Below are 26,749 nucleotides of genomic sequence, written 5' to 3'. Positions count from 1 at the left end.
GGTGAATGTGGGTCACAGAAATATACATCTATGCCTAAATCTTCTTCGAGTATTTTATGTTCTGACATCTCGCGTCCACGGTCATAGGTCAACGTTTTACGCAGTTCTGCAGGTAAATATTTCAGAGCTTCAGTTAAAGCCTTGCGCACTGATTCTGCCTTTGCATCAGGTAATGTTGCCAAGATACAGAGCCGTGTATTTCGTTCAATAAGTGTTGCTATCGAACTTTTATTGTCTTTACCTTTAATTAAATCAGCTTCCCAATGACCCGGTATTTTTCTTTCTTGAACTTCGGCTGGGCGCTCATGAATAGTTTTAATATCCTGTAATATAGAATCTTTTTTAGGTTCACCGTTAGCTTTTCGCTTTTTATTTTCATGACGCAGACAGGATAATAAGTCTTTTTTCAACTCACCCTTTGGTAATGCTCGTATCGTTGAATAAATCGTTGTATGGCTTACATTCATTGTTTGATCCAAATCAGGAAATGTCTTTAAACGCTTTGCTATTTGCTGAGGAGACCATAAACAACGGATCGCTTCAACAATAAATTTCCAGAGGATTGAATCGATTTTGAGTTTTCTGTGACCACGTCTACGTCTAGCGAAGGTGTTATCAGAAGCATATCGAGCTTGATAAACGTCATTGATGCTATTTCTTTTAAGCTCACGATAGATCGTACTAGGATGTCTTTTAATGAGTTCAGCAAATTTTCTGGCTGAAAAGCCTTCTTTTCTTGACTCAAGCATTAATGCAGTACGATCTTCAAAGTTAAGATGATGGTATGACAATTTTATATACTCCATAAACCCTTTAAATTAATTAGGTGGTTTATGTCGCACTTCAAGTTTTACTCTGCCCTCAATGCCATTCGGAGCTTGGTTCATAAAGGGTTTTAAGTCAAATGACCCAAGTATGCTTACACCTAAAATGAGTAAAACCAGACACGGTAAAATACGCGCTGCCCGTCGGATATAAAAATGCTTGAGGTTAATTTTCGAAAATTGTTTGTCTCTTTTTAAGGTGTGATGGGTAATTAAAAAACCCGAAATCACAAAAAACATGGTCACGCCATAATTTCCGTTTCTTGCGATGACTGTGCTAAAAGCTTCACCTAAGAAATTAAAACCTAACCATGTATCTTTAAGTTTATAGGGAATATTAAAATGATGTAAAAGAACCAAAAGGATAGAAATTCCTCGAAGAATATCTATTTTATAATTACGCATTCGATGTGCTTCCAGTTTTATTAATATACTGTGTGGCAGAAGAATACTATCGATCAGTTATTTTAAATAAAAATTTTAAGCATCATTTCGTAAACCAGAAAAGACGGTACTTTTTACATCCTTGAATTGAGTCAAGGCATAGCAGAAATAACTATTAAATAAATATTGATAAAGCATTTATATATTTGAATTTCTCTACATAAAACTTTAAATTAGCTCTTATTGAGCCATGTTTATTTTTTAAACTTTTTAAAATCTATTTAATTCATAAATTAACATGTTGTATGTAGTTGTATATACATAGTATGTCAACTAAAATACCTTTTTGCCTGCTGCCTTTTTGAGTATTTGTTATGCCCAGAACATCAAAACAAGAACATGCTGAGCTTTCGATTGAAGCTGATAGTCCAGTTCCTTTATATCAACGCGTCAAACAGCTGATTTCACAAAAGATTTATGAAGGTACTTGGGCTGTAAATAAAAAAATTCCTTCGGAAAGTGAACTGGTGAATCAACTTGGCTGTAGCCGTATGACGGTAAACCGTGCGCTTCGTGAATTAACGACTGAGGGCCTACTTGTTCGAATTCAGGGTGTGGGTTCTTTCGTAGCTGAAGGGCAAGGTCGAACTGCACTTTTTCAGATTAATAATATTGCCGATGAGATTATTGCACGAAACCATAAGCACCACGCTGAAGTTTTAGTCTTAGAACAAATTTATGCAAATGCAGAGCAAAGCGTGTTAATGCAGACTCGCGAAGGGCAAAGATTATTTCACTCGATTATTGTGCATTATGAAAATGATGTACCTGTTCAGGTCGAAGATCGTTTAGTCGACGCAGCACTGATTCCAGATTATCTACAACAAGATTTTAAAACCATTACCCCAAATGCTTACCTCATGGCAAAAGCACCTGTGTCAGAAGGTGAGCATATTGTTGAGGCAGTTTTAGCATCTCCGCAAGAGTGTAAATGGTTGAAGATCACAAAAGCTGAGCCATGCTTGTTGATCCGTCGTCGCACATGGTCAAACAAACAACTTATTTCAAGTGCACGTCTGATTTATCCGGGTAGCCGCTACTATCTTGAAGGGAAATTTAACCCATGATTGAATTGATCAGGGCCGATCAATATACAAAAATGCTTTGGAAAAACGGTGCGGGCTTTACTTTAGAAATTGCGCGAAGCCAAGGTGAAGCTGATTTCGATTGGCGCATTTCGATGGCAGACGTGACAACTTCTGGGCCATTTTCGCTATTTCCCCATAAGCAGCGAATTATTAGTGTGCTTGATGGGAAAGGCATGGTATTGCATGTCGATGATCTTCCTGCCAAAACGCTGAACCAAGGTGATATTTTTGCTTTTCATGGTGAGAGTCAGGTTCAAAGTGAACTGGTAGACGGTGCAATTCGAGATTTAAATTTAATTTATGATCCTGCAAAGTTTCATGCCCGCTTTCAGAGAGTAGACAGTACAGAAGCACAGACCTTTTTAAGTTCGGCAGACCTGATTTTTATTTTTAATAGTGGTTCTGAAACGGAAGTAAATGTGGATGATCATTCCGTTCACGTTGCTGCTCACGAGACATTAAGAATTGAAAAAAAGGCTGGAGTTACTTCCGTCAATTTTCCAAAAAAACAACACAAAAGTTGCTATGTTATTGAGTTAATTCAACGATAAAAAGACATTATCTACGACTTAAAAAGCACATGTCGAGTGAAAAGATATGTGCTTTTTTTGTGCCTAATATAAAAATAAATTAATTTAATTCATAAGCTTATTCAATTTTGTTAAAAAAATATGAGCAAGCCTCTTCACGCCGTAAAATATTTGTGTAGTATATGGATGTATATACAAGTTAATACATTACTATACAAATGCAGAAACAAGTGATGTTCTGCTGATGTAAGCTCAAAGGAAGGAGTCCGCCTGTGACAACAATGACAACAAAATTTCGTGATGTAGAAATTCGTGCGCCACGCGGCACTGAATTGACGGCTAAAAGTTGGTTAACTGAAGCTCCATTACGTATGTTGATGAATAACCTTGATCCGGACGTTGCAGAAAACCCGAAAGAGTTGGTTGTATACGGTGGTATTGGCCGTGCAGCACGAAACTGGGAATGTTTCGACAAAATTGTAGATACTTTAAAAAATCTTGAAACTGATGAAACTCTATTAGTTCAATCAGGCAAGCCAGTCGGTGTATTTAAAACTCATAAAGATGCACCACGTGTTTTAATTGCAAACTCAAACCTTGTACCGCACTGGGCAAACTGGGAACACTTTAACGAATTAGACGCTAAAGCTTTGGCAATGTACGGTCAAATGACAGCAGGTTCTTGGATCTACATCGGCAGCCAAGGCATTGTACAAGGTACTTACGAAACTTTCGTTGAAGCAGGCCGCCAACACTACAATGGTGATTTAAAAGGCCGTTGGGTTCTTACTGCTGGTTTAGGCGGTATGGGTGGTGCTCAACCTTTAGCTGCAACACTTGCAGGGGCTTGTTCTTTAAACATCGAATGCCAGCAAGCAAGCATCGATTTCCGTTTACGTACTCGTTATGTAGATGAACAAGCAACTGATTTAGACGATGCTTTAGCGCGTATTGATCGTTATACGAAAGAAGGTAAGGTCATTTCAATTGCACTTCATGGCAATGCTGCAGAAATTTTACCTGAGCTTGTTCGCCGTGGTGTACGTCCTGACATGGTAACCGACCAAACAAGTGCACACGATCCACTCAATGGCTACCTACCAGTAGGCTGGACTTGGGATGAATACCGTGAACGTGCGAAAACAGAACCAGAAGCTGTTGTAAAAGCTGCAAAACAGTCGATGGCAAAACACGTACAAGCGATGCTCGATTTCCAAAAAATGGGTGTTCCAACATTTGACTATGGTAATAACATTCGTCAAATGGCGAAAGAAGAAGGCGTAGCAAACGCTTTTGATTTCCCTGGCTTCGTTCCTGCATATATTCGTCCATTGTTCTGCCGCGGTATTGGTCCATTCCGTTGGGCAGCGCTTTCTGGTGACCCAGAAGACATTTATAAAACAGATGCCAAAGTTAAAGAGTTAATTCCTGATGATGAACATTTACATCACTGGTTAGACATGGCACGTGAACGCATTAGCTTCCAAGGCTTACCAGCGCGTATTTGTTGGGTTGGTTTAGGTTTACGTGCAAAACTTGGTTTGGCATTTAACGAAATGGTTCGTAGCGGTGAATTATCTGCACCAGTCGTAATTGGTCGTGACCACTTAGACTCAGGTTCGGTTGCGAGTCCAAACCGTGAAACTGAAGCAATGCAAGATGGCTCAGACGCCGTATCAGATTGGCCTTTATTAAATGCATTGTTAAATACAGCGGGCGGCGCAACTTGGGTTTCTCTACACCATGGTGGCGGTGTAGGTATGGGCTTCTCTCAACACTCAGGCGTTGTAATTGTGTGTGATGGTACAGATGACGCTGCTGCACGTATTGCTCGTGTACTGACTAATGACCCTGCAACAGGTGTTATGCGTCATGCAGATGCCGGCTATGAAATTGCGATTAACTGTGCGAAAGAGCAAGGCTTAAACTTGCCAATGATCACTCAATAAAAACACATGGAAGAACTGGCGGTGCTTTTTGCAATTGTGAAAAGCACCGTCTCAGCAGAATATAGTGTAAAAAATTAGGAAGCCAACATGGAATTACTGATCCAACCGGGAAAATTAACCTTAGCTGATTTACGTCGAGCTTACCTCAACCCGATTAAAGTTAAATTAGATGACAGTGCTTCAGCTGCAATTAACGCAAGCGTGGCTTGTGTAGAACAGATTGTAAATGAAGGACGTACAGCTTACGGCATTAACACAGGTTTTGGTTTACTTGCTTCAACCAAGATTGCTCCTGAAGATTTAGAAAAATTACAGCGTTCTTTAGTTCTTTCGCATGCAGCAGGTGTAGGTGAAGCACTTGATGATGCAATGGTTCGTTTAATTATTCTATTGAAAGCAAATAGCTTGGCACGTGGTTTCTCAGGTATTCGCCGTAAAGTCATTGATGCTTTGTTGGCTTTAATTAATGCTGAAGTTTATCCGCATATTCCTCTTAAGGGTTCAGTAGGCGCTTCAGGTGACTTAGCTCCACTTGCACATATGTCATTGATTTTACTAGGTGAAAGTAAAGCGCGTTATAAAGGTGAATGGTTACCGGCAGTTGAAGCTTTAAAAATTGCAGGTTTAGAGCCAATTTCTTTAGCGGCTAAAGAAGGCTTGGCACTTCTAAATGGTACGCAGGTTTCAACTGCTTACGCTTTACGTGGCTTGTTTGAAGCTGAAGATTTATTTGCGGCTGCGACAGTTTGTGGTGGCTTAAGTGTTGAAGCAATGTTGGGTTCACGCTCACCATTCGATGCTCGTATTCATGAAGTTCGTGGTCAACGTGGTCAAATTGATGTGGCTGCGGCGTATCGTGATCTCTTAACAGAATCAAGTGAAATTGCACATTCACACGAAGACTGTAGCAAAGTTCAAGATCCGTATTCTTTACGTTGCCAACCACAGGTGATGGGTGCATGTTTAACCCAAATCCGTCAGGCTGCTGAAGTTTTAGAAATTGAAGCAAATGCTGTATCTGATAACCCGCTTGTTTTTGCAGAACAAGGTGATGTGATTTCTGGTGGTAACTTCCATGCAGAACCTGTAGCAATGGCGGCAGATAATTTAGCATTGGCAATCGCAGAAATTGGTTCACTTTCAGAACGTCGTATTTCGATGATGATGGACCGCCACATGTCACAGCTTCCACCGTTCTTAGTTGCAAATGGTGGTGTGAACTCGGGCTTTATGATTGCTCAAGTGACCGCAGCAGCGCTTGCGAGTGATAACAAAGCACTTGCACATCCAGCAAGTGTTGATAGTTTACCAACTTCAGCGAATCAGGAAGACCATGTATCTATGGCTCCGAATGCGGGTAAACGACTTTGGCCAATGGCGGATAACGTTCGTGGCATTTTAGCTGTCGAATGGTTAGGCGCTTGTCAGGGTCTAGACTTCCGTGAAGGCTTAAAAAGCTCGCCTAAACTTGAACAAGCTCGTAAAATCTTGCGCGATCAAGTTCCTTACTACAGTGAAGACCGTTTCTTTGCTCCTGATATTGAACAGGCAAGTGAATTACTCTCGAGTGGTTGTTTAAACGAGTTAATTATTCCAAAACTACTCCCAAGTTTATCTGAAGTGTGATTGATAAAACGGTCACATGGAGTGGCCGAATCTAACTAAATTTCCTCAAGGATTGGAGATTATAATGTCACAAAACTCCACACTACAGCGGGGTTTGAACACCCGCCATATTCGTTTCTTGGCATTGGGCTCAGCAATCGGAACTGGGCTTTTCTATGGTTCGGCAACTGCTATTAAAATGGCGGGGCCTTCAGTATTATTGGCGTATATCGTTGCAGGGATTGCAATTTATATCGTTATGCGCGCACTGGGTGAAATGGCTGTCCATAACCCAGTATCTGGTTCATTTAGCCACTATGCATCACAATACATTAGTCCTCTGGCCGGTTTTACGACGGGTTGGACTTATGTTTTTGAAATGGTAATTGTCGCGATTGCCGATGTCACCGCTTTTGGTATTTATATGGGGTTCTGGTATCCCGATGTACCACGGTGGATCTGGATTTTATCTCTCATTATGTTCTTGGGTGCCATTAACCTGATTCACGTTAAAGTCTTTGGTGAACTTGAATTTTGGCTTTCCATCATCAAGGTGAGTGCCATTGTTGCCATGATTTTAGGCGGAATAGGCTTAATGTTCTATGGCTTCCACGCTGACCATAGCAGTGTAGTACCGGGTATTCAAAACTTATGGATTTATGATGGCTTTATGCCGCATGGTATTGCAGGCTTAGTTGCATGTTTATCTGTGGTTGTATTTGCTTTTGGCGGCATCGAAATTATCGGTTTAACTGCTGGCGAATCACAAGACCCGAAAACCACTTTGCCAAAAGCAATTAATGCTGTTCCAGTACGTATTTTACTTTTCTATGTACTGACCATTTTTGTTTTGATGTCGATTTTCCCATGGAATCAAATTGGTAGCCAAGGTAGCCCATTTGTACAAATTTTTGAAAATTTAGGCATTAAATCTGCCGCGAATATTTTAAATATTGTGGTGGTGACTGCTGCGATTTCGGCAATTAATAGTGATGTATTTGGCGCTGGCCGTATGCTTTATGGTATGGCAAATCGTGGTCAAGCACCTCGCATTTTCCAAAAATTATCGCGTAATGGTGTGCCATGGATGACTGTTGTGGTTATGGCTGGTGTGCTGTTAATTGGTGTGGTGTTGAACTACCTAATTCCTGAAAATGTATTCATGATCATTGCATCAATTGCCACTTTTGCAACGGTTTGGGTATGGCTCATGATTTTGCTTTCGCAAGTTGCGATGCGCCGTAAATTATCTACTGCTGAAATTAAGGCACTTGATTTCCCTGTATGGGGTTGGCCAGTTGCACCTGCGTTCGCGATTGGTTTTATGGTGTTTATTTTAGTGATGATGGGTTATTTCCCTGATTCACGTCCTGCAATTTATGTCGGAATAACATGGCTTGCACTCTTAACTATTGCTTATCGCATATGGGTAAAACCACAGCAAAACTTGGGAAAGGAAAGTAATCCTATCCAGCAAAATGTTGAGATAGAAAGCTAACAAATGAACTGCCCAATGGTTTAACTATTGGGCAGTTTTGAGGAAAGGCTCATGAAAAAACTTTGGCAAAACTGCCACATTGCGACCATGCAAAATGGGCAATACTCCTACATTGAAGATGCTGCAATTGTCACAGAAGGGCATCTCATTCAATGGATTGGAAAACAACAACAACTTCCTACCGATACATATTCCGAAACAGTTGATTTAAATGGCGCTTGGGTAACCCCAGGGTTTATTGACTGCCATACGCATAGTGTATTTGGCGGCAATCGTAGTGTTGAGTTTGAAAAACGCTTGCAAGGTGTAAGCTACGCTGAAATTGCAGCAAGCGGTGGCGGCATTGCCAGTACAGTACGTGCAACGCGTGAAGCAAGCGAAGAACAATTATTAAATTCAGCACTTAAACGCATTCGCTGCATGCAACAAGACGGTGTAACCACCATTGAGATTAAGTCTGGTTACGGCCTCAATTACGAAAATGAGCGCAAAATGCTACGTGTGATTCGTCAAATTGGTGAAGCTTTACCAATGACGGTCAAAAGCACCTGTTTAGCTGCGCATGCATTACCGCCAGAATACAAAGATCAAAGCGATGCTTATATTGAGCATATCTGTACAGAAATGCTGCCTAAACTGCATGCTGAAGGTTTAGTCGATGCAGTAGATGCATTCTGTGAGCATTTAGCATTTTCACCTGCTCAGGTTGAACGTGTGTTTAAAACGGCACAATCATTGGGTCTACCCGTTAAGCTTCATGCTGAACAGCTCTCATCGCTAGGTGGTTCAAGCTTGGCAGCACGTTATCATGCTTTGTCGGCTGACCATTTAGAGTACATGACCGAAGATGATGTCAAAGCTATGGCAGAGTCGGGTACGGTTGCTGTGTTATTGCCGGGCGCTTTTTATTTATTGCGTGAAACACAATATCCGCCGATTGAAAGCCTCATTAAACATGGCGTACGTATTGCGCTATCGAGCGATTTAAACCCGGGTACATCTCCAGCACTTTCTTTACGTTTAATGCTCAATATGGGCAGTACGCTCTTCCGCCTAACGCCAGAACAAGCATTAGCGGGTGTCACTATTCATGCTGCACAAGCGCTTGGTTTAGAGCAAACGCACGGCAGTTTAGAGCAGGGTAAAGTCGCTGACTTTGTCGCTTGGGATATTGAGCATCCATCTGAAATTGTTTACTGGCTTGGCGGCGATTTGCCTAAGCGAGTCGTTCAGCATGGACAAGAAGTTATTTTTTAAACGGTGTCATATGAATCACACATTTAAATGGCAAGGCCGCCATGATGGCGAAGGTGATGCACACCAACGTATTCATCATATTATGAACAAAACCCAACATGCCGAATTTGCGTTGATTGGTTTTAGCTCTGATGAAGGCGTGAAGCGCAATAAAGGCCGAGTCGGTGCTGCCGATGCGCCAGACGCAATCCGTAATCAACTTGCTAACTTACCGATTCATCGTCCAGTCAGTATTGTCGATTTAGGTACAGTGACCTGCGAATATGACAATTTAGAGCAAGCTCAAACTGAGTTGGCCGAGCAAGTCGCAACTAGCCTACAAAATGGTTTAAAACCGATTGTACTTGGTGGTGGACATGAAGTTGCATTTGGCAGTTTTAGCGGTCTGTTCCACTATGTACAAGCACATGCGCCAGATAAAAAAATAGGCATTATTAATTTCGATGCCCATTTTGATTTGCGTGAAGCAGAATATGCGACATCTGGAACACCTTTTTTACAAGCAGCGCGACTTTCAGAACAGCATCAAAAACAATTTAATTATTTATGTATTGGGGTTGCTAACCACGCCAATACTAAAGTTTTGTTTGATACAGCCGATGTGCTGAATTGTTCATATTTACGTGACCATGAGGTTAATATTTTTAACCTACCAAACGTGCTTGCAGCGGTTGATGCTTTTATTGAAAAAGTAGACTGTTTGTACGTTACGATTGATTTAGATGTTTTCACGGCTGCGGTTGCACCGGGAGTCAGTGCACCTGCTGTAAAAGGAATTGATTTAGCCACTTTTGAGGCAATTTTTAAGCATATTCAAGAGACTGGAAAAATCAAACTTCTAGATATTGCTGAGTGCAATCCAAAATTTGATTTAGACAACAGAACAGCAAAACTGGCTGCATATATTGTTTATCAATATTTGTTTTCTTGAGAAACAATTTTTAATGTAGAAATGAAAAAGTGCACTGAGATCGCTCATGTGCACTTTTTTTGACTTTCTGGTAAATTAAAGTCCGATATAGAATAAAGATAGCAACTATAAATAATTTAATTAAAAAGAAAATTAATTTATAAAATCATTGAGTTAAAAAATACTCGATTTTTACACCATTTTATAGGCTGCTTGGCACGTAATTTGTTTTGTCTATATTTTAAACTTCGTTAAATATTTCTGGATAATTAAATGAAAAACAGAACCTTACATTTGGCTTGTATCAGTGTTTTATTTTGGATGTCTCATTCTTCTGGTGCTGCAACCCCCGAAATTAATACGAATACCATCGAAAAATTACAATCTAAACAAAAGAGTGATGTCTCTGTTCGGGTGAAAGCTTTAAACCAGCTTTTACAAGAGCAGTGGGAATATACTTTAAAAAATAATCCTGAAATTGCAACGACTTTAGGAGATTTACGCTACAACGATCGATGGACCGAGTTTTCAAAAAATCAGATTGAGAAAGATAAAAAAACTACTCAAAATTTTTTAAAACGTTTTGAAGCAATAGATAGCACAGGATTTTCAGCAACTGATCAATTAAATAAAGATTTAATGATTTATCAGTTGAAAGAGTCACTTAAATATTATGATTTGAAACTCTATGAGATGCCTTTCAATCAAATGTGGGGACTACATTTACAATTTCCGGGATTCATTAGCTCAATTCCATTTGATAATGCTAAACAATATCAAGACTATATTGCTCGTTTAAAACAAATTCCTCTTATTCTTGATCAAGGTACTCAGCTAGCAAAACAAGGACAAAAAGACGGCTTAATGCCACCAAAATATTTAATTGAAAAGGTGGCAAAGCAGATTAATAGCATTGCGACTCCTTCAGGGAAGGACAGTGTATTTGCTTCTCCATTAAAGCAATTTCCCAAAAACATCTCGAAAGCAGAACAAGAGCGTTTAAGCCGTGAAATTCTACAGGCCATAGATCAGAATGTTCGCCCTGCTTATGAAAAACTCGGTACGTTTATTCAGAAAGATTACTTACCTTATGGGCGACAACACGAAGGTATCTGGAGCTTGCCAAACGGTGACGAGCTCTATCGCTATTATGTAGAAGATAATACGACCACGTTGGAAAGCCCTGAAAATATTCATCAGCTTGGATTAAAAGAAGTGGCTCGCATAGAAGCGGAAATGCTGAAAATTGCCAAAGCACAAGGTTTCAATGATTTAAAAAGTTTCCAACAATTCTTAAAAACAAATCCCGCTGTTTTTCCAAAATCTCGTGAAGAAATTTTAGAGATTTACCGCGGATATATTGCCCAAATGCAACCAGAGTTGCCGAAACTATTTGGTTTATTACCCAAAAACAAAGTCGAAGTTTTGCCTGTAGAGCAATATCGAGAAAAAGAAGCAGCAGGTGCGGAGTATCACCAAGGCACGCCTGATGGTTCACGCCCTGGACAAGTATATGTAAATACTGGCGACTTCTCTGAACGTTCCAAAATATCAATGGAAGCGACCGCTTACCATGAGGCAATTCCCGGGCACCATATGCAGATTGATATTGCCCAAAACCTGCCAAATTTGCCGATGTTCCGAAAGCAACCCAACCACACCGCTTATATTGAAGGATGGGCACTTTACGCAGAGCAATTGGGTAAAGATGTTGGTTTCTATAAAGACCCGCTTTCAGACTATGGAAGACTATCGAGTGAGTTGTTCCGTGCTTGTCGTCTAGTGGTTGATACTGGCGTGCATTATAAAAAGTGGACCCGTCAGCAAATGATTGATTTTATGCGAGAACACTCTGCTTTAGATGAACCCGATATTCAGGCAGAGGCAGACCGCTATATTGCTATTCCTGCCCAAGCGTTAGCTTACAAGATGGGCCAACTAAAAATTTTAGAGCTTCGAGAGCTCGCGAAACATGAGCTTGGAGACCGTTTTGATATCAAAGCATTCCATGACATGATCTTAAATGCAGGAACATTGCCTTTAAATATATTGGATGCACGTATTAAAAATTGGATTAAGGAACAAAAAGCGGCAGCTTAAAAGAAAAGTCGAAATTTAGATCAGGTCCTCGTTGGGCCTGATTTAAAAACAGAATATAATAATGAAAAATATAGTTTCTTTTAGAATTTAAAATTGGAAAAATAATGAACCAGAAGAATAACCCGATTGGAATGATTGATTCTGGTTTAGGTGGGCTGTCTCTCTTTAAGCACATTCGGCAGGCTCTTCCGAATGAAGACATTATCTACTTCGCCGACTCGAAATATGTCCCATATGGTGATAGAGATAGCGACTGGATTGTTTCAAGAACCACTCATTTAATCTCAAATCTTATAAATGACGGGAAGTGCAAAGCGATTGTGGTTGCTTGTAACACCATGACGGCTGTAGCGATAGAAACAATCAGAGCGCAAATTAATGTGCCACTTATTGCGATAGAGCCAGCGGTAAAACCCGCGGTAGCAATCACACAAAGCAAGCATATTGCTGTCTTGGCAACTGCAACCACGGTAAAGGGCAAAAACTTAAAAAGTCTAATTGAAACGTATGCGCAAGATATTAAAGTGTCTTTGGTGCCTTGTATTGGCTTAGCCGAAAAAATTGAAACGGGTAAAGCACATACAGCGGAAGTTAAAGATTATTTAAAAAATATTTTGGCGCCGTTAGTCGAACAAAAAGTCGATACGATTATTTTAGGATGCACACACTATCCATTTGTCTCAGATACAATTCAGGAAATTGTAGGCCCGTATATTCAAATTATTGAGCCTTCGGAAGCTGTAACAGCGCAATTAATTCGGCAGCTCAATCAATTCAATTTAAGTTCTGAAAGTCCAAATGAAGGCAATCATATTATTTGGACCAGTTCAGAACCGTTGGAAGTTGCGGACGTGACTTTTTCTTTGTTAGGTACACATTTACCCGTAGAAACTACTGGTTTTTAAAGCCAAGAAAAACGCCTAGCCCCATAAAAATGAGTCCACCCATAACTGACATAGATTTTTGGGGCTTCTTCGATTTAGTTAATTTTTGGCTAATATAATTGGCTAAAAACACACAAACAACATCAGCAGAAACAAAGATCAGATTAACAATCAGTCCTAAAATGATGAATTGAGACCAAACTGGAAAATCTAATGAAGTATTAATAAATTGCGGTAAAAATGCGATATAAAAAATAGCAGTTTTAGGGTTTAAAACTTCGACCAGTATGCTCTGCTTCAAAGATAACTGACCATTTTCAACATTTTGCTGAATAGTAGGGGAAGGGGTCGATCTAATTAATTTAATGCCTAACCAGACTAAATACAACGCACCTAAAATTTTAATAATATCATAGAGTTTTGGAATGATTTGAAAGATGGTCGTTAAGCCTAAAGAGGCTGCGATGATATGAAAACAGCCTCCTAAGAAAATTCCAAATGCCGCCATCAAACCCGATTTTCTTCCGCGAGAAAGCGTCTGTGCAGCGGTATAGAGCATTGCTGGGCCCGGAATATAAGCAAAAATAATCGTAGTAATTAAAAATGTAATGAAAAGTTCTAAAGAAATCATGTTATTACCTATCTTATTGTTACTATTTTTGAATGAATTTTAAACAATTTAAAGTATATGAAATTTATAAGTATTTCAATTTTTATAATCAGATTTATGGCTATAAAAAGTCAAAATAACTTGATCTAACTTTTAGAGTCACTGTCAAAAAACTCAATCACAAAACTCTAAGCTCAGAGCAACTAGATTAAGATCTTTTTTATATCTCACTTTTTCTTATCTTATATTTTTATATAAACTGTTAAATTAGAATTAACGATAAATCTATTTTATTAACCAAATATATATAACCCAAGTTTATATTTTAAAATTAATTAAAAGTTATAAATATAATAAAGAGGATAATATTATTTAAATATTAATAAAATTATTATATTTAAACTTTTTTCATTAAAATAAATTGACGTTCTTTATTATACCGATTATTATTTCGTTGCTGGCCTACATTGCCAGTCGGTTTTAGCAGACCGTACCCTAGCGTGTCGGGTTATACTTTCTCAGTATTTCCCGTGTGGAACCTTTGTGCCCCCTTTTTCTCTATGGTAGGGCGGAAGGGGGACGCGTTCGCGCGTGCTGGTCGCTAGGTCAGTCTGCTAACCCTCTTTCGTTCTACCACCATAAATTAATTCGCGGTGATTTGGTGGTAGGACTCCATTTTTAAGGAGTTGGCCAGGCCAGTATTCAAACTTATTTTCTCTCTTATTTAACTATTTTATTTATTTAAAGTTTGGGTTTTCTATGACCTGATTTTTTTAGATTTATAAATTATTTTTATTTTATAATATTAATTATTTTATTTTCCTATTTTTTGGGAGGGTTAATTATTATTTAAAAATTATTTTAATATTTAGGCGAATCATATTTTTATTTTATCTGAAGATATAAATATTCATGAGAATAATATGGAACTTCATAAATTTATATTAGTTTTAAACCTTGTGGTCGGTGGTTACAGTATTACAAATGATGACGCCAATGCTCAGCAGGAATTTAAAAGAATTTGTTTGTCAGGTGAACAGATGCAAGCCAGTTGCAATTGTATTTGCCAACAGCTTGAACAGGTTTATTCACCTCAAACCGTGCAACGTTTAAAACGCACCAGTTTGCAAAGTCCTGATCTCCCACAGGACTTTGCCCCTAACTTGTTCAGCAGCATTCAACGCTGCGACAAAAATGAAATGGTCTAAGTTCGCTTAGCTCCTTTATCTCTGTGTCGCAATGATCTCTCAAACTTTAAATCAGCGCAAAAGTAAAAGTCCGTTATGACACAGGGGCTCTACGAACAAACTCGATTTTCTTTCATGGCAAAGCATCTGTGTAGCGATATGAAGGCAATAAAAAAGCCCGATATGCAATATTCATATCGGGCTTATCAAATCAGTTATTAGAGCAGGTTATGCCTTAATAATGATCTTTTTGAATTACTCTACAGTTACTGACTTCGCCAAGTTACGTGGCTGGTCAACATCTGTGCCACGTAAAACCGCAACATGATAAGACAATAACTGAACTGGTACGCTATAAACAATTGGAGCTAGCCATTCGTTTACTGCTGGAATATGCACAACGTGTTGACGGTCTTTTCCATTGATTCCGCTATTTTCGTCAGCAAAAACAAATAATTCACCACCACGTGCCTGAACTTCTTCCATATTTGATTTGAGCTTATCAAGCATTTCATCATGTGGAGCAAGAATCACGATAGGCATTTCATTATCAACAAGTGCTAATGGGCCGTGTTTTAACTCACCAGCTGCATAACCTTCTGCATGAATATATGAAATTTCTTTAAGCTTTAATGCGCCTTCTAATGCGATTGGATAATTCGTACCACGGCCTAAGAATAAGCAGTGATTTTTTTCAACGAATAATTCAGACAAACGCAAAATTTCTGGATCATGTTTAAGCGTATCAAGAATAACTTTCGGGCTGTGCCATAGCTCACGTGTAATTTCTTCAAGAAGAGCAGGGCTAATACGTTGTTTAACTTGTCCAATTTTCAAGATTAACAACATAAGTGCAGCAAGCTGAGTCGTGAACGCTTTAGTTGAAGCAACACCAATTTCAGGACCAGCAAGAGTCAATAAGTGGTGATCAGTTTCACGAACCATTGAAGACGTAGCAACGTTACAGATAGTCAAAGTCTGAATATCGATATTGTTTGCTTTCGCACGCTTTTGAGTTTCACGTAGTGCAGCTAAAGTATCAGCAGTCTCACCTGACTGTGAAATACAAATATAAAGTGTATTTTCAACAATCACAGGGGTGCGATAGCGGAATTCACTTGCGATTTCAACTTGGCAAGGCACACCAATCAGTTGTTCAAACCAATATTTCGCAATCATTCCTGAGTGGTAACTTGTACCACACGCAATGATTTGTACGCTTTGAATTTTATTGAAATCTGCTTCAGAATTTTTCAAGAAATCATCACGTAAACTATTACCATCAAGTGCTTGAGAAATAGTTTGCTTGATTGCTTCTGGTTGCTCATAAATTTCTTTGAGCATGTAGTGCTTGTATTCACCTTTTGATGCGCTACTTACAGTTGCATCAAGCTCTCGCACTGGACGTTCAACGCGTTCGCCATTTGCAAATACTTCAATTGAAGTACGTGTAAGACGGGCAATATCGCCTTCTTCTAGGTACATAAAGCGGTTAGTCACAGGTAAAAGAGCAAGTTGGTCTGAACTAATAAAGTTTTCACCAATACCTACACCAATAACTAAAGGTGAACCTTCACGTACAGTAATAAGTTCATCTGGATAATCGCTATGGATAATACCTAAAGCGTAAGCACCCTTAAGCTGTGGTACAACAGTTTCAACAGCTTCTAAAAGGCTATCTGTGCTTTTTAGGGCTTCAGCAACTAAGTGTGCAACAACTTCAGTATCTGTTTGAGAAGTAAAAACATAACCTAACGCTTGAAGGTCATCTTTTAACTCTTGATAGTTCTCAATGATGCCGTTATGTACAACAGCAACTTTACCAGACATATGCGGGTGAGCATTGTTTTCAGTTGGCTTACCATGGGTCGCCCAACGTGTATGCGCAATCCCGATTGCCCCTGTAAGTTGGTGTTCAGCAACTGCATCTGCAAGATTGATGACTTTACCTACACGGCGCTCACGTAAAATTTGTTGATTATTTAGTAAAGCAACACCCGCAGAATCATAACCACGGTATTCAAGACGTTTTAAACCTTCAATTAAAATCTCGGTTACACAACGCTCTGCAACGCCTCCGACGATACCACACATACTTCAATCCTCTTATTTTTTAAGCTTTTGGGGACGTTGATAATTTGCTTTAGAAATTTGTTGCGCTCGTTCAAAGGAGAGACTTTGTTCAGCTACATCTTTCGTAATCACAGAACCCGCACCGACTGTTGCACCATTCCCAATGGTCACCGGAGCAACCAGCGAGCTATTAGAACCGATAAAAACTGCATCGCCAATAGTGGTTTTGTGTTTATTTGCACCGTCATAATTACAAGTAATTGTACCTGCCCCAATATTTGATTCAGCACCGATTTCGGCATCACCTAAATAGGTGAAATGATTAGCTTTACTACCTAATCCAATCGATGTGTTTTTAACTTCAACAAAGTTGCCAATATGCACTTCATTTGCCAATTTAGCCCCTGGGCGTAAGCGTGCAAATGGTCCAATCTGAGCATTTTCACCTACAACTGCGCCATCAAAAACGCTATAGGCTTGAACTTTAGTGCCTGCTGCAATTTTGGTGTTCTTTAAAATACAGCCTGCGCCGATTTCTACAAAATCACCAAGCTCACACTCACCTTCAATAATAACATTGATGTCAATGCGAACATCTTGTCCAACTTTTACAGAACCACGTAAATCAAAACGTGCAGGATCAAAGAACATTACACCTTGCTGCATGAGCTTTTTAACTTGCTCTTGTTGGAACTGGCGTTCTAAAGCTGCAAGTTGTATGCGGTCATTTACACCTTCAACTTCAAAAGCAAGCTCTGGTTCAACAGAGGCAACTTCCAAACCATCTGCAATTGCCATTGCAACGATGTCAGTTAGGTAATATTCACCCTGCGCATTTTCATTTGAAAGTTTAGGTAACCACTCATGAAGTTTTGCATTGCTAACACAGTAAATGCCTGTATTAAATTCTTTAATTTTGCGTTGTTCTTCGTTTGCATCCTTATGTTCAACAATGGCTTGGATTTTGCCATCTTGGCGAACAATACGGCCATAACCTGTTGCATCATCTACAGTGAGCGTAACTAAGCCAATTCCTGTCTGGGTCGATGCATCTAATAATTTTTGTAGCGTATTTGCATTAATACATGGCACATCGCCTGATAAAATCAGTGAAACACCCTCTTTAGGGAGTACCGGTAAGGTCATTTGTACTGCATGACCTGTACCAAGTTGTTCAGCTTGCTCAACCCATTGAACATTTTCTTGGGCAAATGTTTGTTGTACGCGGTCACCACCATGACCATAAATCGTAATAATATTGTTAGCTTGTAATTGTTTTGCTGTTTGAATGACATGTCCTAATAGTGGGCGACCCGCTAAAGGTTGTAGTACTTTAGGAAGCTGAGAACGCATACGCGTTCCTTTGCCAGCAGCAAGAATAATGACGGTAGTTGACATGTATAACTCTAATGATTTAACTCAAATGGATAATAATTAGTGTACAAAGAGCAGCCCATACACCGGCAATAATATCGTCAAGCATAATACCAAAACCACCATGCACTTGACGATCAATAACACGTATAGGCCAAGGTTTCCAAACATCGAAAATTCGAAATAATATAAAGCCTGCAATTATCCACATCCAATTCATTTGTTGTAAATAAAGAAGTGGAAGAAAGGTAATAGATTGCCCTGCAAACTCGTCCCACACAATGCGACCATCATCGTGTACATCTATAACTTTTGCAGTTTGCCCACAGATATAAATCCCGACCAAAGACATGATAATGATTGCGATTAAACTTAAATTAAATCCAAGCGATAACCAGATCGGAACGAAGAGTAGGGCAAAGGCAGAGCCAAAAGTACCAGGTGCTTTAGGTGCGAGACCAGATCCGAAACCAACCCCACAGAAAACGATGCAGCGGTTGAACCAAGACATGTTCTTAAAATGAATCGGCGGCTTATGCAAAGTGTTGGTATCCATGAATTTGCAATGGGTAATCTGAACCCAAATGCTCAAAAGTTAGTTGTGTTTGCTCAACGATCTCTCCGATCATTGTAATCTTAATGTCTAGTTGTTTTTGCAAAAGTTTTTCATAATTTTGCGGTGTTATTGTAAAACATAATTCGTAGTCATCACCACCAGCCAACGCATATTGCCAACGCTGCTGTTCTGGTAGTTTTTGTAGTGTTGAATCAATCGGTAATTTTTCTAAAAATAGTCGGGCGCCGACTTGAGAGGCTTTTAAAATATGGCCTAAATCTTGGGCTAATCCATCAGAAATATCAATCATGCTAGAAGCAAGTCCCTTCAACTGTTGTCCAAGCTGACAACGTGGTGTCGGGTAGTCTAGTCTTTGTTGTAATGGATGACCTAGGTGTTGTAAACCATAAGCTGCATCTCCAACTTGACCACTCACACACACATAGTCACCGACTTTTGCGCCTGAACGTAACACAGCTTGTCCAGCTTCAATCCAGCCCATAGCCGTCACGGTAATGGTCAGATGTGGACCTTGGGTCGTATCTCCACCAATGAGAGCGACACCAAATTGATTACAGCAGTCATAAATACCCTGACTGAATCCTTCGAGCCATTCGTGGTCAATGGTAGGTAAGCTTAACGCAAGTAAAATACTATGAGGTTTAGCACCCATGGCAGCAATATCTGAAAGATTGACTGCCACACTTTTCCAACCAATTGCATGCGCAGAGGTATTAAGAGGAAAGTGACGACCAGCAACTAGTGTATCTGCACAGATCACCAATTGTTGATTTTGGGGAGGGGTAATTAAGGCTGAGTCATCTCCAATACCTAAGGTGACATCTGTATAAGATTGTCTGTTAAAGTACTGGTCAATAATAGAAAACTCAGCCATATCAACTTCAAACCTATTAGTTTGCTTGTTGTTTTTCAGCACTACGTAGTGTTGAACTTAAACGATCTAAAACGCCATTAATGTATTTATGGCTATCAGCTCCACCAAAGTGTTTGGCGAGTTCAATGGCTTCATCAAGAACTACACGATAAGGTACTTCTAAATGATCACGTAACTCGTAAGCACCTAAACGTAAGGTTGCGAGCTCTACACCATCAAGTGCATCAATTTCACGGTCAAGTACCGGAATGAGTAATGCATCAAGATCTTCGCGCTGTGCAATCACTTGCGTTAATAGTTCGTGATAGTAATTTAAGTCTACCTTGTGCATCGCATTTTCAGCACGAGTACGTGCTTCGATTTCATGTACAGGATTGTGACTCATTTGCCACTCATAAATACCTTGTACAGCAAAACGACGTGCTTTGCGTTTTGCTGCATAAGCGGCTTGCAGTGTTTGAGACATGCTTTAAATTGCCTTTAATAAATTAACCATTTCAATTGCAGTTAAAGCAGCTTCGCTACCTTTATTTCCTGCCTTTGTACCTGAACGTTCGATGGCTTGCTCGATGCTATCAGTAGTTAATACACCATTGATGACAGGTAAGCTGCTTTCTAACGCGACTACACCTAAACCTTTTGCACATTCACCAGCAACGAAGTCAAAGTGCGGTGTGCTACCACGAATAACTGCGCCAAGTGCGATGATTGCATCAAACTGGTTTGATGTAGCTAATTTTTTAGCAACAATCGGGAGTTCCCATGCGCCAGGAGCATGAATAACAGTAATGTTATCTTCATTTACACCATGACGTTTTAATGTGTCGATTGCACCATCCAATAAGTGTTCAACAACAAAACTGTTGAAACGACCCACTAAAATCGCATAACGACCTTCGCTTGCGAGATGTAATAAACCTTCAATACGGCGAATTGCCATAGCAACCTCGATTATTTCGTTGTGATTTGATCAGCAGTGACATATTCCACTACTTCTAAATTAAAGCCAGATAAAGCATTGAAACGTAATGGTGAGCTAAGAAGCTTCATTTTTTCAACACCTAAGTCACGCAAAATTTGAGCACCGACACCAATGGTTTGATATTGATGTGAAAGTGCTGCATTGGATTTCACCGGTTTTGGCTTATTTAAATCATCCAACGCTGGCCCCAAGTCTTGCAAATGATCTTGCCCGATCCAGACTAAAACACCGCGATCGCTCGCTGCAATTGTCTGTAGTGCACGGTCTAGATTCCACGCAGGTTCACCATCGGCTTTATTTAGCTTAAGCAAATCGCGAATTGGACTGAAACCATGTACACGTACTGTTGTAACACCTTCTTTTGGCTCGCCTTTAACTAAAGCCAAATGGATGTCCGGGTTACCAATCTCACGATAACGATAAAGTTCAAATGAACCATATTCTGTTTGAATGGTTTTTTGATCCAGACGTTCAACCGTTTGCTCATTCGTCATGCGGTAGTGAATCAAGTCCGCAATTGTACCAATTTTTAAGCCATGCTTCTCGGCAAAAATTTCTAAATCTGCACGGCGTGCCATTGTGCCATCTTCATTGATGATTTCACAAATGACAGAAGCGGGTTCAAGACCTGCTAAGCGTGTTAAATCACAGCCCGCTTCGGTATGACCCGCACGATGTAGAACACCGCCTGGCTGTGCCATTAACGGGAAAATATGGCCCGGTTGTACAATGTCACTTGGCTTTGCATGCGCTGCGACAGCAGCTTGAATTGTATGTGCACGCTCTGCTGCTGAAATACCAGTCGTAATACCTTCAGCGGCTTCGATTGATAAGGTAAAGTTTGTACTGTGCTGAGCACCGTTTTGGTCAACCATCAACGGAAGGTTTAACTGTTTACAGCGCTCACGGCTTAACGTTAGGCAAACCAGACCACGTGCATGGGTAATCATGAAGTTAATGTCTTCAGGACGAACATGCGTTGCTGCAATGACAAGATCACCTTCATTTTCGCGATCTTCGTCATCCATCAAGATAACCATTTTGCCTGCACGAATATCGGCGACAAGATCTTCAACACGACTCAGCGGCATTCGCTTTCACCTTTTTTTGTCGTTAGACAATTTCTATTTAATAAATTTTGCATAGTTTACGCTGTTTAGAGAATTTTGCCTATGATTCTGATTTATCCAAATTTGTGACACTTAAGAATAGATCCAGCTTTATTTATACAAATAAATCATAAGAAAATGGAGTTATTTAAAATAAAAGCCATGAATTTAAATAAAAAAACCTAGCCAAAAGGCTAGGTTCTGTTGTGTGCACTTACTTTTTACGAAGCTGCACTACTTGGACTATCATTTTGTGGGATTGATTTTTTTCCCATCAAAATTTCAGTTCGGATATTTTGAGCAAGTTCAGCGCACTCTGCATTCATGCCATTAATCATAAAGGCATGACGAGTCATGACATTACTTGGGTTTGGCATTGCAACAAGTTGATAGCTGTCTTGAATTGCCTTGAGTTGATCATTCTCAAGATATAAAGCAGATTCTTTCGCATGAAGATGCTGTGCTAAACGTTGAGCAGCTTCTTTGGCATCAATTTGCATGGCTTCTACAGCATTACAAGTTGCGCTACGAGTTTGCAAAGCAAAGCGTTTATCTTCGCGATAACGTTTATATAAAACATCAGAGAGCAGTTGGAATACAGTTCCAATCATAAGCAGACACTCTACAGCGTGACTATGCGAAGTTGAAATCGCAAGTGTCGCACCATCGGCATTAAACTCATTTACCACTTCAATATCTGTTAGCTTCAATTGGTAATGCTTAACGCATAACTCAATGCTCTTGTTTAAAAAGAGCTGACAGAGTTTAAAGTACGGAACAGATACTGATTGGTTAACACTGCTTAATAACTGTTTAGGGTCATAAAACTGGATATTGAGCGCCAAAGTATGTTGGTCAGCTGAATCTGCGGTTTTCTCTGGCTGTGGACGAGCCGCTGGTTTACCTTTGGCTTGTTGTTGAGCTTGAGCAACCAACGTTACTGTATTTTGTTTTTCTAGAGCCAATGCCTGAGTTAACTGCTGAATTTCATGTTTTAAGCGGTTTTCTTCGTTAATGCGTGCCAAGTATTCGCTACGGGTTGGACGAGCAATCGCGCGATAAGCAAGCCATAATAAAACATGCAAAAACAAAGAAGCTAAGATTGCCAGCCATTGAGTGCGAAGAATTTCCCCAATACTTGGCTGAATCAGCGTAATCTCGATAGAGCCCACTTTCTTTTCATTTTGCAGCGCATCGCGAGCAAAAATCTCACCTTGGCGAGTTTTTGAAATTCCACTCGTTGCCAACACTTGTTTATTGGCATCAAGAATGCGAATAGACGCAACGCTTGGATTGGTCGCATAGCGATTGGCAATCAGAGCTAAAGATACCGTATTTGCCGGTTCTAGCTCGGATAAGCTGTCTGCAACGAGCTGACTGGTCATGAGCTGACCTTGACTCGCACGGTTTTCATTGAGCTGGTGTGTCGTTGCAATCACCAATAAAAAGGTATGCAATGCAAAACTAACGATCAGTAGGCTAGCAAATAGCCCTTGTCTAGGCGCAATCAAGTTAAACTTCCAAGGCAATTATATTGAAATTCGATTATGATTCTTACAATAGTTGTCACTCAGACTAGAGTCAATTCATGCGAGAAATCATTCTTATATCCTTTTTAGGACCAGACCAACCAAACCAGTTTACCCGATTAATGCAAGTGCTATCCGTACATTCATTGCAAATACTGGATGTAGGTCAGGCTGTTATTCATAATCAACTAACATTGGGCATTGTGGTCGCTTCTGAAAATGAAACTGCAACCGCATTGGCAATGAAAGAAATTCTGATTTTAGCACATGATATTGGCTTAACAGTGCGCTTTAAACCAATCACAGGCGCAGAATACGATCAATGGGTAAGTGAAGGGGGCCGTACTCGTTATATCGTCACGGCTTTAGCACCTGAACTCACTGCTGCACATTTACAAGCAGTTACACAAATTGTGTCTACCCAAGGCTTTAACATTGAAACTGTTACCCGGTTATCAGGCCGTGTCGACTTTGAAAAGAATAGCGCATTCCCACGTCGTGCATGTGTACAGTTTGGTTTAAGCAGTGGTCCGACTTTAGATGCACAAGCTATGCGTGCTGCCTGTTTACTTCTTTCAAGTGAATTAAACATTGATGTTGCTGTTCAAGAAGACAATGCGTATCGACGTAATCGCCGTTTAGTTTGTTTCGATATGGACTCAACACTCATTGAACAAGAAGTGATTGATGAGTTGGCGATTGAAGCAGGGGTAGGCGAGCAAGTTGCTGAAATTACTGAAAGAGCGATGCAAGGTGAATTGGACTTCCAACAAAGCTTCCGTGCCCGTGTTGCATTATTAAAAGGGCTTGATGCAGCTGTTTTGCCTAAAATTGCTGAACGTTTAACTATTACTGAAGGTGCAGAGCGTCTTATCTCGACCTTGAAAGCACTAGGTTATAAAACGGCAATTTTATCTGGCGGATTCCAGTATTTTGCTGAATATCTACAAGGTAAACTTGGTATTGATGAAGTTCATGCCAATATTTTAGATGTGCAAGACGGTTTCGTAACAGGTGAAGTGAAAGGCGCAATTGTTGATGGCGCCCGTAAAGCTGAGCTATTACGCGAGCTTGCGAATAAAATGGATATTTCTTTAGAACAAGCCATGGCAGTAGGCGATGGTGCAAATGATTTACCCATGCTTGCGATTGCAGGGCTTGGGGTTGCTTATCGTGCTAAACCTTTAGTTCGTCAAAATGCAAATCAGGCTATTTCAAGTGTTGGCTTGGATGGAGTGCTGTATTTACTCGGCATGCATGACAAAGATTTAAACCGTGCTTAACCTATAAGGTTAAGCTTTAAGCGCTACTTCAGAGTAGCGCTTTTTTTATGCAGAATAGTTATAAAATCAAGCATGTTATGCTCAAATCGTGCACAGAAAAAAGGCAATAAAAAAATCTGAAAAAAACTTATTTAGCTCCTTAAAAACAGCATATTTTTTTGTAATGACACGCCAGAATTGATGCCATATAGGGAATCGAACTTTTTGAATTTTACAAAAATGTAATGACAAAAGAATGTTGCGACAAAGTATGTCGCATTAAGAAAAAACGGGTCTTTTTTTCTAAAAAAAAACATCCATAATGCATCCTAAGCTTCAACACAAATTATGAATTAAAGTTGTTTTTGGAATGAGGTCGGGTTTTTAAGACCGAATGTTTTTAGACGTTTTCATTAAGACGGAGGTTTCTATGGTAACAGCGAATTTTGCCGCTATCGCCGGATTCAGCTTGATTGCTGTCGCGCTTGTTGCTGTTTTCTTTTCTCCTTACCGTCGTTGGCTTGGTTTTATGCTTGCAGGGATGTTCTTTTGGGGGCTATTGGAAGTGGTCCGTTTTGGAGTTCAAGTCACTTTTGAAATGCCAGTCACATATAGTTATTTAACTGCACTAAGTCTAGCGATGGTAATGGTTACATTTATTTTGTTACGTGAGGATAAACAGGCACAAAAGGCTTTGGCAAATCGCCAATATATAGAACACACGCCAGTATATGAAGATGATCAGCAGCAATGTTCTAGCCGATAATTAAATTGTTATCCAACAGTAAAAAGGTATGCACAGCATGCCTTTTTTATTTACGAAACGTGATTTTTATTATACAAAGCATTTATTAAAAAATAGCCAGTTATGCTACGATACATAAGTCGGTTGACGTTTCATCTAGATTGCGTTGCCAGCTAAAAATTATCAGTTGATGCACAAAACTCACGCAATGGTATGTTCTTGCTGAGTTTTGCTCTAAAGTTTTCATAAAAATACAATAGGCGTGAATGTTCATGAAACTTTCTTCTATACCTGTAATCAAATTACCTCTCGTTGATGTCAGTACAGACCCGTTAGATTTATTGGTAGCAGGTTTAGTGCTGCGTATGAAGCAGTTGGCGCGTACTAGCCCTAAGTTTATTGAACTGATTCATGACCGCGCATTCCGTATTCAGATCGGTACGGATTTAGGTGTTGCACGTCAGATCATTATTAATAATGGCCATATTGACACGGTTGCAGGCGCACCTGAAAAAGCTGATTTTATCTTGCAGTTTGCAGATAGCGAACAGGGTGTAAAAACTTTAATTAAAGGTGACCCAACAGCATTTATGACGGGTATGCAAAACGGCAGTATTAAAATGGAAGGTGACTTCAGCCTACTCGTTTGGTTTAACCAAGTAGCTAGACTTATTCCACCTAAGTTGCCAAAACCAGTTAAAGATAAAGTACGTCAGGCACGTGCTTTTATTAAAGAGAAAACTGGTCGTTAATCGCCCGATATAAAAAAACTCCCGTTCGGGAGTTTTTTTATATCTATGCTTCGACTTCTAGATTGAACGTCACCGGACCATCATTAATGAGATGAACCTTCATATCGGCTGCAAAAATACCAGTTTGAACTTTTTCAAATTGTGAATGTGTATATTCAACCAACTGTTCATACAGCGCTTTGGCATCTGCTGGTGGCATGGCTGGACCAAAATCTGGACGTAAACCTTTTTGCGTTTGAGCCATCAGGGTAAATTGTGAAACAAGCAGGATTCCTCCATTTGCTTGAGAGACATTCCAGCCCATTTTGCCTTGTTCGTCATCAAAAATACGATATTTCAAAATCTTATCAATAAGCTTCTGGCCAATTGCTAAAGTGTCATCTCGACCGATGCCTAAAAAAACCAGTAGTCCGTGTTGGATTTCACCAGTCGTCTCACCGTCAACCACCACTTTGGCTTCAAGAACTCGTTGTATTAAAGCGCGCATAGTTAAAGCAAATTTCTGCAATTAATTGAATTGGTTTAGTTTAGCAGAATTTAAATTAAATGATTTTTAAAAGGAAATTTCATGGAATTGCAACAATGG

The 26,749-nt window shown here is 39.8% G+C and carries 23 protein-coding genes and 2 pseudogenes; 13 read left to right on the top strand and 12 right to left on the bottom strand.

All coding sequences use genetic code 11. From position 1 onward, the window contains the following. On the bottom strand, positions 1-806 hold an 806-nt coding region (locus tag ACINWC141_RS11865), incomplete at its 3' end, for an IS30-like element ISAba125 family transposase (RefSeq protein ID WP_081033352.1). 54 nt (positions 807-860) lie between these two features. Continuing rightward, positions 861-1,229: pseudogene (locus ACINWC141_RS11860) on the bottom strand (acyltransferase family protein); the annotation flags it as partial. Positions 1,230-1,582: 353 nt separating this feature from the next. Here ACINWC141_RS11860 and hutC point away from each other — a divergent pair. From hutC to murI, 9 genes are all read left to right on the top strand, one after another. Then, positions 1,583-2,335: a histidine utilization transcriptional repressor HutC gene (hutC, locus tag ACINWC141_RS11855; protein WP_004790171.1), complete on the top strand. Its 753-nt coding sequence runs from the start codon at positions 1,583-1,585 to the stop codon at positions 2,333-2,335. Beyond that, positions 2,332-2,907 (top strand): HutD/Ves family protein, encoded by a 576-nt coding sequence (locus ACINWC141_RS11850; protein ID WP_009391437.1) that lies wholly within the window; start codon positions 2,332-2,334, stop codon positions 2,905-2,907. Before hutC ends, ACINWC141_RS11850 begins: the two co-directional genes overlap by 4 nt. A gap of 260 nt (positions 2,908-3,167) precedes the next feature. Further along, a complete protein-coding gene (gene hutU, locus ACINWC141_RS11845) occupies positions 3,168-4,835 on the top strand; it encodes a urocanate hydratase (protein ID WP_081400125.1) in 1,668 nt (555 codons plus the stop codon). Between the two features lie 87 nt (positions 4,836-4,922). After that, entirely contained in the window at positions 4,923-6,461 is a 1,539-nt protein-coding gene (gene hutH / locus ACINWC141_RS11840) for a histidine ammonia-lyase (RefSeq protein WP_009391433.1), read from the top strand. Positions 6,462-6,525: 64 nt separating this feature from the next. Beyond that, complete coding sequence (locus ACINWC141_RS11835; protein WP_005300457.1) at positions 6,526-7,938, top strand: amino acid permease; 1,413 nt, start codon at positions 6,526-6,528, stop codon at positions 7,936-7,938. A gap of 51 nt (positions 7,939-7,989) precedes the next feature. Further along, positions 7,990-9,195: an imidazolonepropionase gene (hutI, locus tag ACINWC141_RS11830; protein ID WP_009391436.1), complete on the top strand. Its 1,206-nt coding sequence runs from the start codon at positions 7,990-7,992 to the stop codon at positions 9,193-9,195. 10 nt (positions 9,196-9,205) lie between these two features. Beyond that, positions 9,206-10,126 (top strand): formimidoylglutamase, encoded by a 921-nt coding sequence (gene hutG, locus ACINWC141_RS11825; protein WP_009391392.1) that lies wholly within the window; start codon positions 9,206-9,208, stop codon positions 10,124-10,126. A 252-nt stretch (positions 10,127-10,378) separates the two neighbouring features. Beyond that, entirely contained in the window at positions 10,379-12,205 is a 1,827-nt protein-coding gene (locus tag ACINWC141_RS11820) for a DUF885 domain-containing protein (RefSeq protein WP_009391377.1), read from the top strand. Between the two features lie 104 nt (positions 12,206-12,309). Beyond that, positions 12,310-13,110: a glutamate racemase gene (gene murI, locus ACINWC141_RS11815; protein WP_009391361.1), complete on the top strand. Its 801-nt coding sequence runs from the start codon at positions 12,310-12,312 to the stop codon at positions 13,108-13,110. Here the strand turns inward: murI and ACINWC141_RS11810 are convergent. Continuing rightward, positions 13,097-13,720 (bottom strand): LysE family translocator, encoded by a 624-nt coding sequence (locus ACINWC141_RS11810; protein WP_009391381.1) that lies wholly within the window; start codon positions 13,718-13,720, stop codon positions 13,097-13,099. The two genes, murI and ACINWC141_RS11810, sit on opposite strands and share 14 nt — an antisense overlap. 902 nt (positions 13,721-14,622) lie before the next feature. Here ACINWC141_RS11810 and ACINWC141_RS11805 point away from each other — a divergent pair. After that, positions 14,623-14,917 (top strand): annotated as a pseudogene (locus ACINWC141_RS11805) (hypothetical protein). Between the two features lie 224 nt (positions 14,918-15,141). Here ACINWC141_RS11805 and glmS read toward each other — a convergent pair. The 8 genes from glmS to ACINWC141_RS11765 all read right to left on the bottom strand — a co-directional run bounded on the left by glmS (position 15,142) and on the right by ACINWC141_RS11765 (position 23,404). Continuing rightward, on the bottom strand, positions 15,142-16,980 hold the full coding sequence (gene glmS / locus ACINWC141_RS11800; RefSeq protein ID WP_009391340.1) for a glutamine--fructose-6-phosphate transaminase (isomerizing): 1,839 nt from the start codon (positions 16,978-16,980) through the stop codon (positions 15,142-15,144). A gap of 12 nt (positions 16,981-16,992) precedes the next feature. Continuing rightward, complete coding sequence (gene glmU, locus ACINWC141_RS11795; RefSeq protein WP_009391370.1) at positions 16,993-18,357, bottom strand: bifunctional UDP-N-acetylglucosamine diphosphorylase/glucosamine-1-phosphate N-acetyltransferase GlmU; 1,365 nt, start codon at positions 18,355-18,357, stop codon at positions 16,993-16,995. Positions 18,358-18,373: 16 nt separating this feature from the next. Then, on the bottom strand, positions 18,374-18,889 hold the full coding sequence (locus ACINWC141_RS11790) for a phosphatidylglycerophosphatase A family protein (RefSeq protein ID WP_009391429.1): 516 nt from the start codon (positions 18,887-18,889) through the stop codon (positions 18,374-18,376). Continuing rightward, on the bottom strand, positions 18,867-19,784 hold the full coding sequence (gene thiL, locus ACINWC141_RS11785; RefSeq protein WP_009391357.1) for a thiamine-phosphate kinase: 918 nt from the start codon (positions 19,782-19,784) through the stop codon (positions 18,867-18,869). Before thiL ends, ACINWC141_RS11790 begins: the two co-directional genes overlap by 23 nt. A gap of 16 nt (positions 19,785-19,800) precedes the next feature. Further along, positions 19,801-20,250, bottom strand: a complete 450-nt coding sequence (gene nusB / locus ACINWC141_RS11780) for a transcription antitermination factor NusB (protein WP_009391323.1) — start codon at positions 20,248-20,250, stop codon at positions 19,801-19,803. Between the two features lie 3 nt (positions 20,251-20,253). Continuing rightward, a complete protein-coding gene (gene ribH / locus ACINWC141_RS11775; RefSeq protein ID WP_002119264.1) occupies positions 20,254-20,724 on the bottom strand; it encodes a 6,7-dimethyl-8-ribityllumazine synthase in 471 nt (156 codons plus the stop codon). An 11-nt stretch (positions 20,725-20,735) separates the two neighbouring features. Further along, entirely contained in the window at positions 20,736-21,857 is a 1,122-nt protein-coding gene (gene ribBA, locus ACINWC141_RS11770) for a bifunctional 3,4-dihydroxy-2-butanone-4-phosphate synthase/GTP cyclohydrolase II (protein ID WP_003654193.1), read from the bottom strand. Between the two features lie 239 nt (positions 21,858-22,096). Then, entirely contained in the window at positions 22,097-23,404 is a 1,308-nt protein-coding gene (locus ACINWC141_RS11765; RefSeq protein WP_081400124.1) for a hypothetical protein, read from the bottom strand. A gap of 59 nt (positions 23,405-23,463) precedes the next feature. Here ACINWC141_RS11765 and serB point away from each other — a divergent pair, with 59 nt between their 5' ends. From serB to ACINWC141_RS11750, 3 genes are all read left to right on the top strand, one after another. After that, positions 23,464-24,687, top strand: a complete 1,224-nt coding sequence (gene serB, locus ACINWC141_RS11760; protein WP_034678463.1) for a phosphoserine phosphatase SerB — start codon at positions 23,464-23,466, stop codon at positions 24,685-24,687. A 409-nt stretch (positions 24,688-25,096) separates the two neighbouring features. Beyond that, positions 25,097-25,432, top strand: a complete 336-nt coding sequence (gene aciT, locus ACINWC141_RS11755; protein ID WP_002119105.1) for a ciprofloxacin tolerance protein AciT — start codon at positions 25,097-25,099, stop codon at positions 25,430-25,432. Positions 25,433-25,683: 251 nt separating this feature from the next. Next, the gene (locus ACINWC141_RS11750) at positions 25,684-26,163 is read left to right on the top strand and encodes a hypothetical protein (protein WP_009391355.1); all 480 of its coding nucleotides are present in this window, start codon (positions 25,684-25,686) and stop codon (positions 26,161-26,163) included. Positions 26,164-26,206: 43 nt separating this feature from the next. Here ACINWC141_RS11750 and dtd read toward each other — a convergent pair whose 3' ends face one another. Next, positions 26,207-26,650, bottom strand: coding sequence for a D-aminoacyl-tRNA deacylase (dtd, locus tag ACINWC141_RS11745; RefSeq protein WP_009391425.1), 444 nt, complete (start codon positions 26,648-26,650; stop codon positions 26,207-26,209). Between the last annotated feature and the right edge of the window lie 99 nt (positions 26,651-26,749).

The organism is Acinetobacter sp. WC-141, assembly GCF_000313935.1.
GTDB lineage: Bacteria > Pseudomonadota > Gammaproteobacteria > Pseudomonadales > Moraxellaceae > Acinetobacter.
Note: the sequence above shows the minus strand (reverse complement) of the source record. Positions and strands in the feature narration are given on the sequence as shown.

Bases quoted from the DNA above. Each gene is read 5' to 3' on its own strand.
- hutC (WP_004790171.1), top strand. From the start codon at position 1,583: ATGCCCAGAACATCAAAACAAGAACATGCTGAGCTTTCGATTGAAGCT.
- ACINWC141_RS11850 (WP_009391437.1), top strand. From the start codon at position 2,332: ATGATTGAATTGATCAGGGCCGATCAATATACAAAAATGCTTTGGAAA.
- hutU (WP_081400125.1), top strand. From the start codon at position 3,168: ATGACAACAAAATTTCGTGATGTAGAAATTCGTGCGCCACGCGGCACT.
- hutH (WP_009391433.1), top strand. From the start codon at position 4,923: ATGGAATTACTGATCCAACCGGGAAAATTAACCTTAGCTGATTTACGT.
- ACINWC141_RS11835 (WP_005300457.1), top strand. From the start codon at position 6,526: ATGTCACAAAACTCCACACTACAGCGGGGTTTGAACACCCGCCATATT.
- hutI (WP_009391436.1), top strand. From the start codon at position 7,990: ATGAAAAAACTTTGGCAAAACTGCCACATTGCGACCATGCAAAATGGG.
- hutG (WP_009391392.1), top strand. From the start codon at position 9,206: ATGAATCACACATTTAAATGGCAAGGCCGCCATGATGGCGAAGGTGAT.
- ACINWC141_RS11820 (WP_009391377.1), top strand. From the start codon at position 10,379: ATGAAAAACAGAACCTTACATTTGGCTTGTATCAGTGTTTTATTTTGG.
- murI (WP_009391361.1), top strand. From the start codon at position 12,310: ATGAACCAGAAGAATAACCCGATTGGAATGATTGATTCTGGTTTAGGT.
- ACINWC141_RS11810 (WP_009391381.1), bottom strand. From the start codon at position 13,720: ATGATTTCTTTAGAACTTTTCATTACATTTTTAATTACTACGATTATT.
- glmS (WP_009391340.1), bottom strand. From the start codon at position 16,980: ATGTGTGGTATCGTCGGAGGCGTTGCAGAGCGTTGTGTAACCGAGATT.
- glmU (WP_009391370.1), bottom strand. From the start codon at position 18,357: ATGTCAACTACCGTCATTATTCTTGCTGCTGGCAAAGGAACGCGTATG.
- ACINWC141_RS11790 (WP_009391429.1), bottom strand. From the start codon at position 18,889: ATGGATACCAACACTTTGCATAAGCCGCCGATTCATTTTAAGAACATG.
- thiL (WP_009391357.1), bottom strand. From the start codon at position 19,784: ATGGCTGAGTTTTCTATTATTGACCAGTACTTTAACAGACAATCTTAT.
- nusB (WP_009391323.1), bottom strand. From the start codon at position 20,250: ATGTCTCAAACACTGCAAGCCGCTTATGCAGCAAAACGCAAAGCACGT.
- ribH (WP_002119264.1), bottom strand. From the start codon at position 20,724: ATGGCAATTCGCCGTATTGAAGGTTTATTACATCTCGCAAGCGAAGGT.
- ribBA (WP_003654193.1), bottom strand. From the start codon at position 21,857: ATGCCGCTGAGTCGTGTTGAAGATCTTGTCGCCGATATTCGTGCAGGC.
- serB (WP_034678463.1), top strand. From the start codon at position 23,464: ATGCGAGAAATCATTCTTATATCCTTTTTAGGACCAGACCAACCAAAC.
- aciT (WP_002119105.1), top strand. From the start codon at position 25,097: ATGGTAACAGCGAATTTTGCCGCTATCGCCGGATTCAGCTTGATTGCT.
- ACINWC141_RS11750 (WP_009391355.1), top strand. From the start codon at position 25,684: ATGAAACTTTCTTCTATACCTGTAATCAAATTACCTCTCGTTGATGTC.
- dtd (WP_009391425.1), bottom strand. From the start codon at position 26,650: ATGCGCGCTTTAATACAACGAGTTCTTGAAGCCAAAGTGGTGGTTGAC.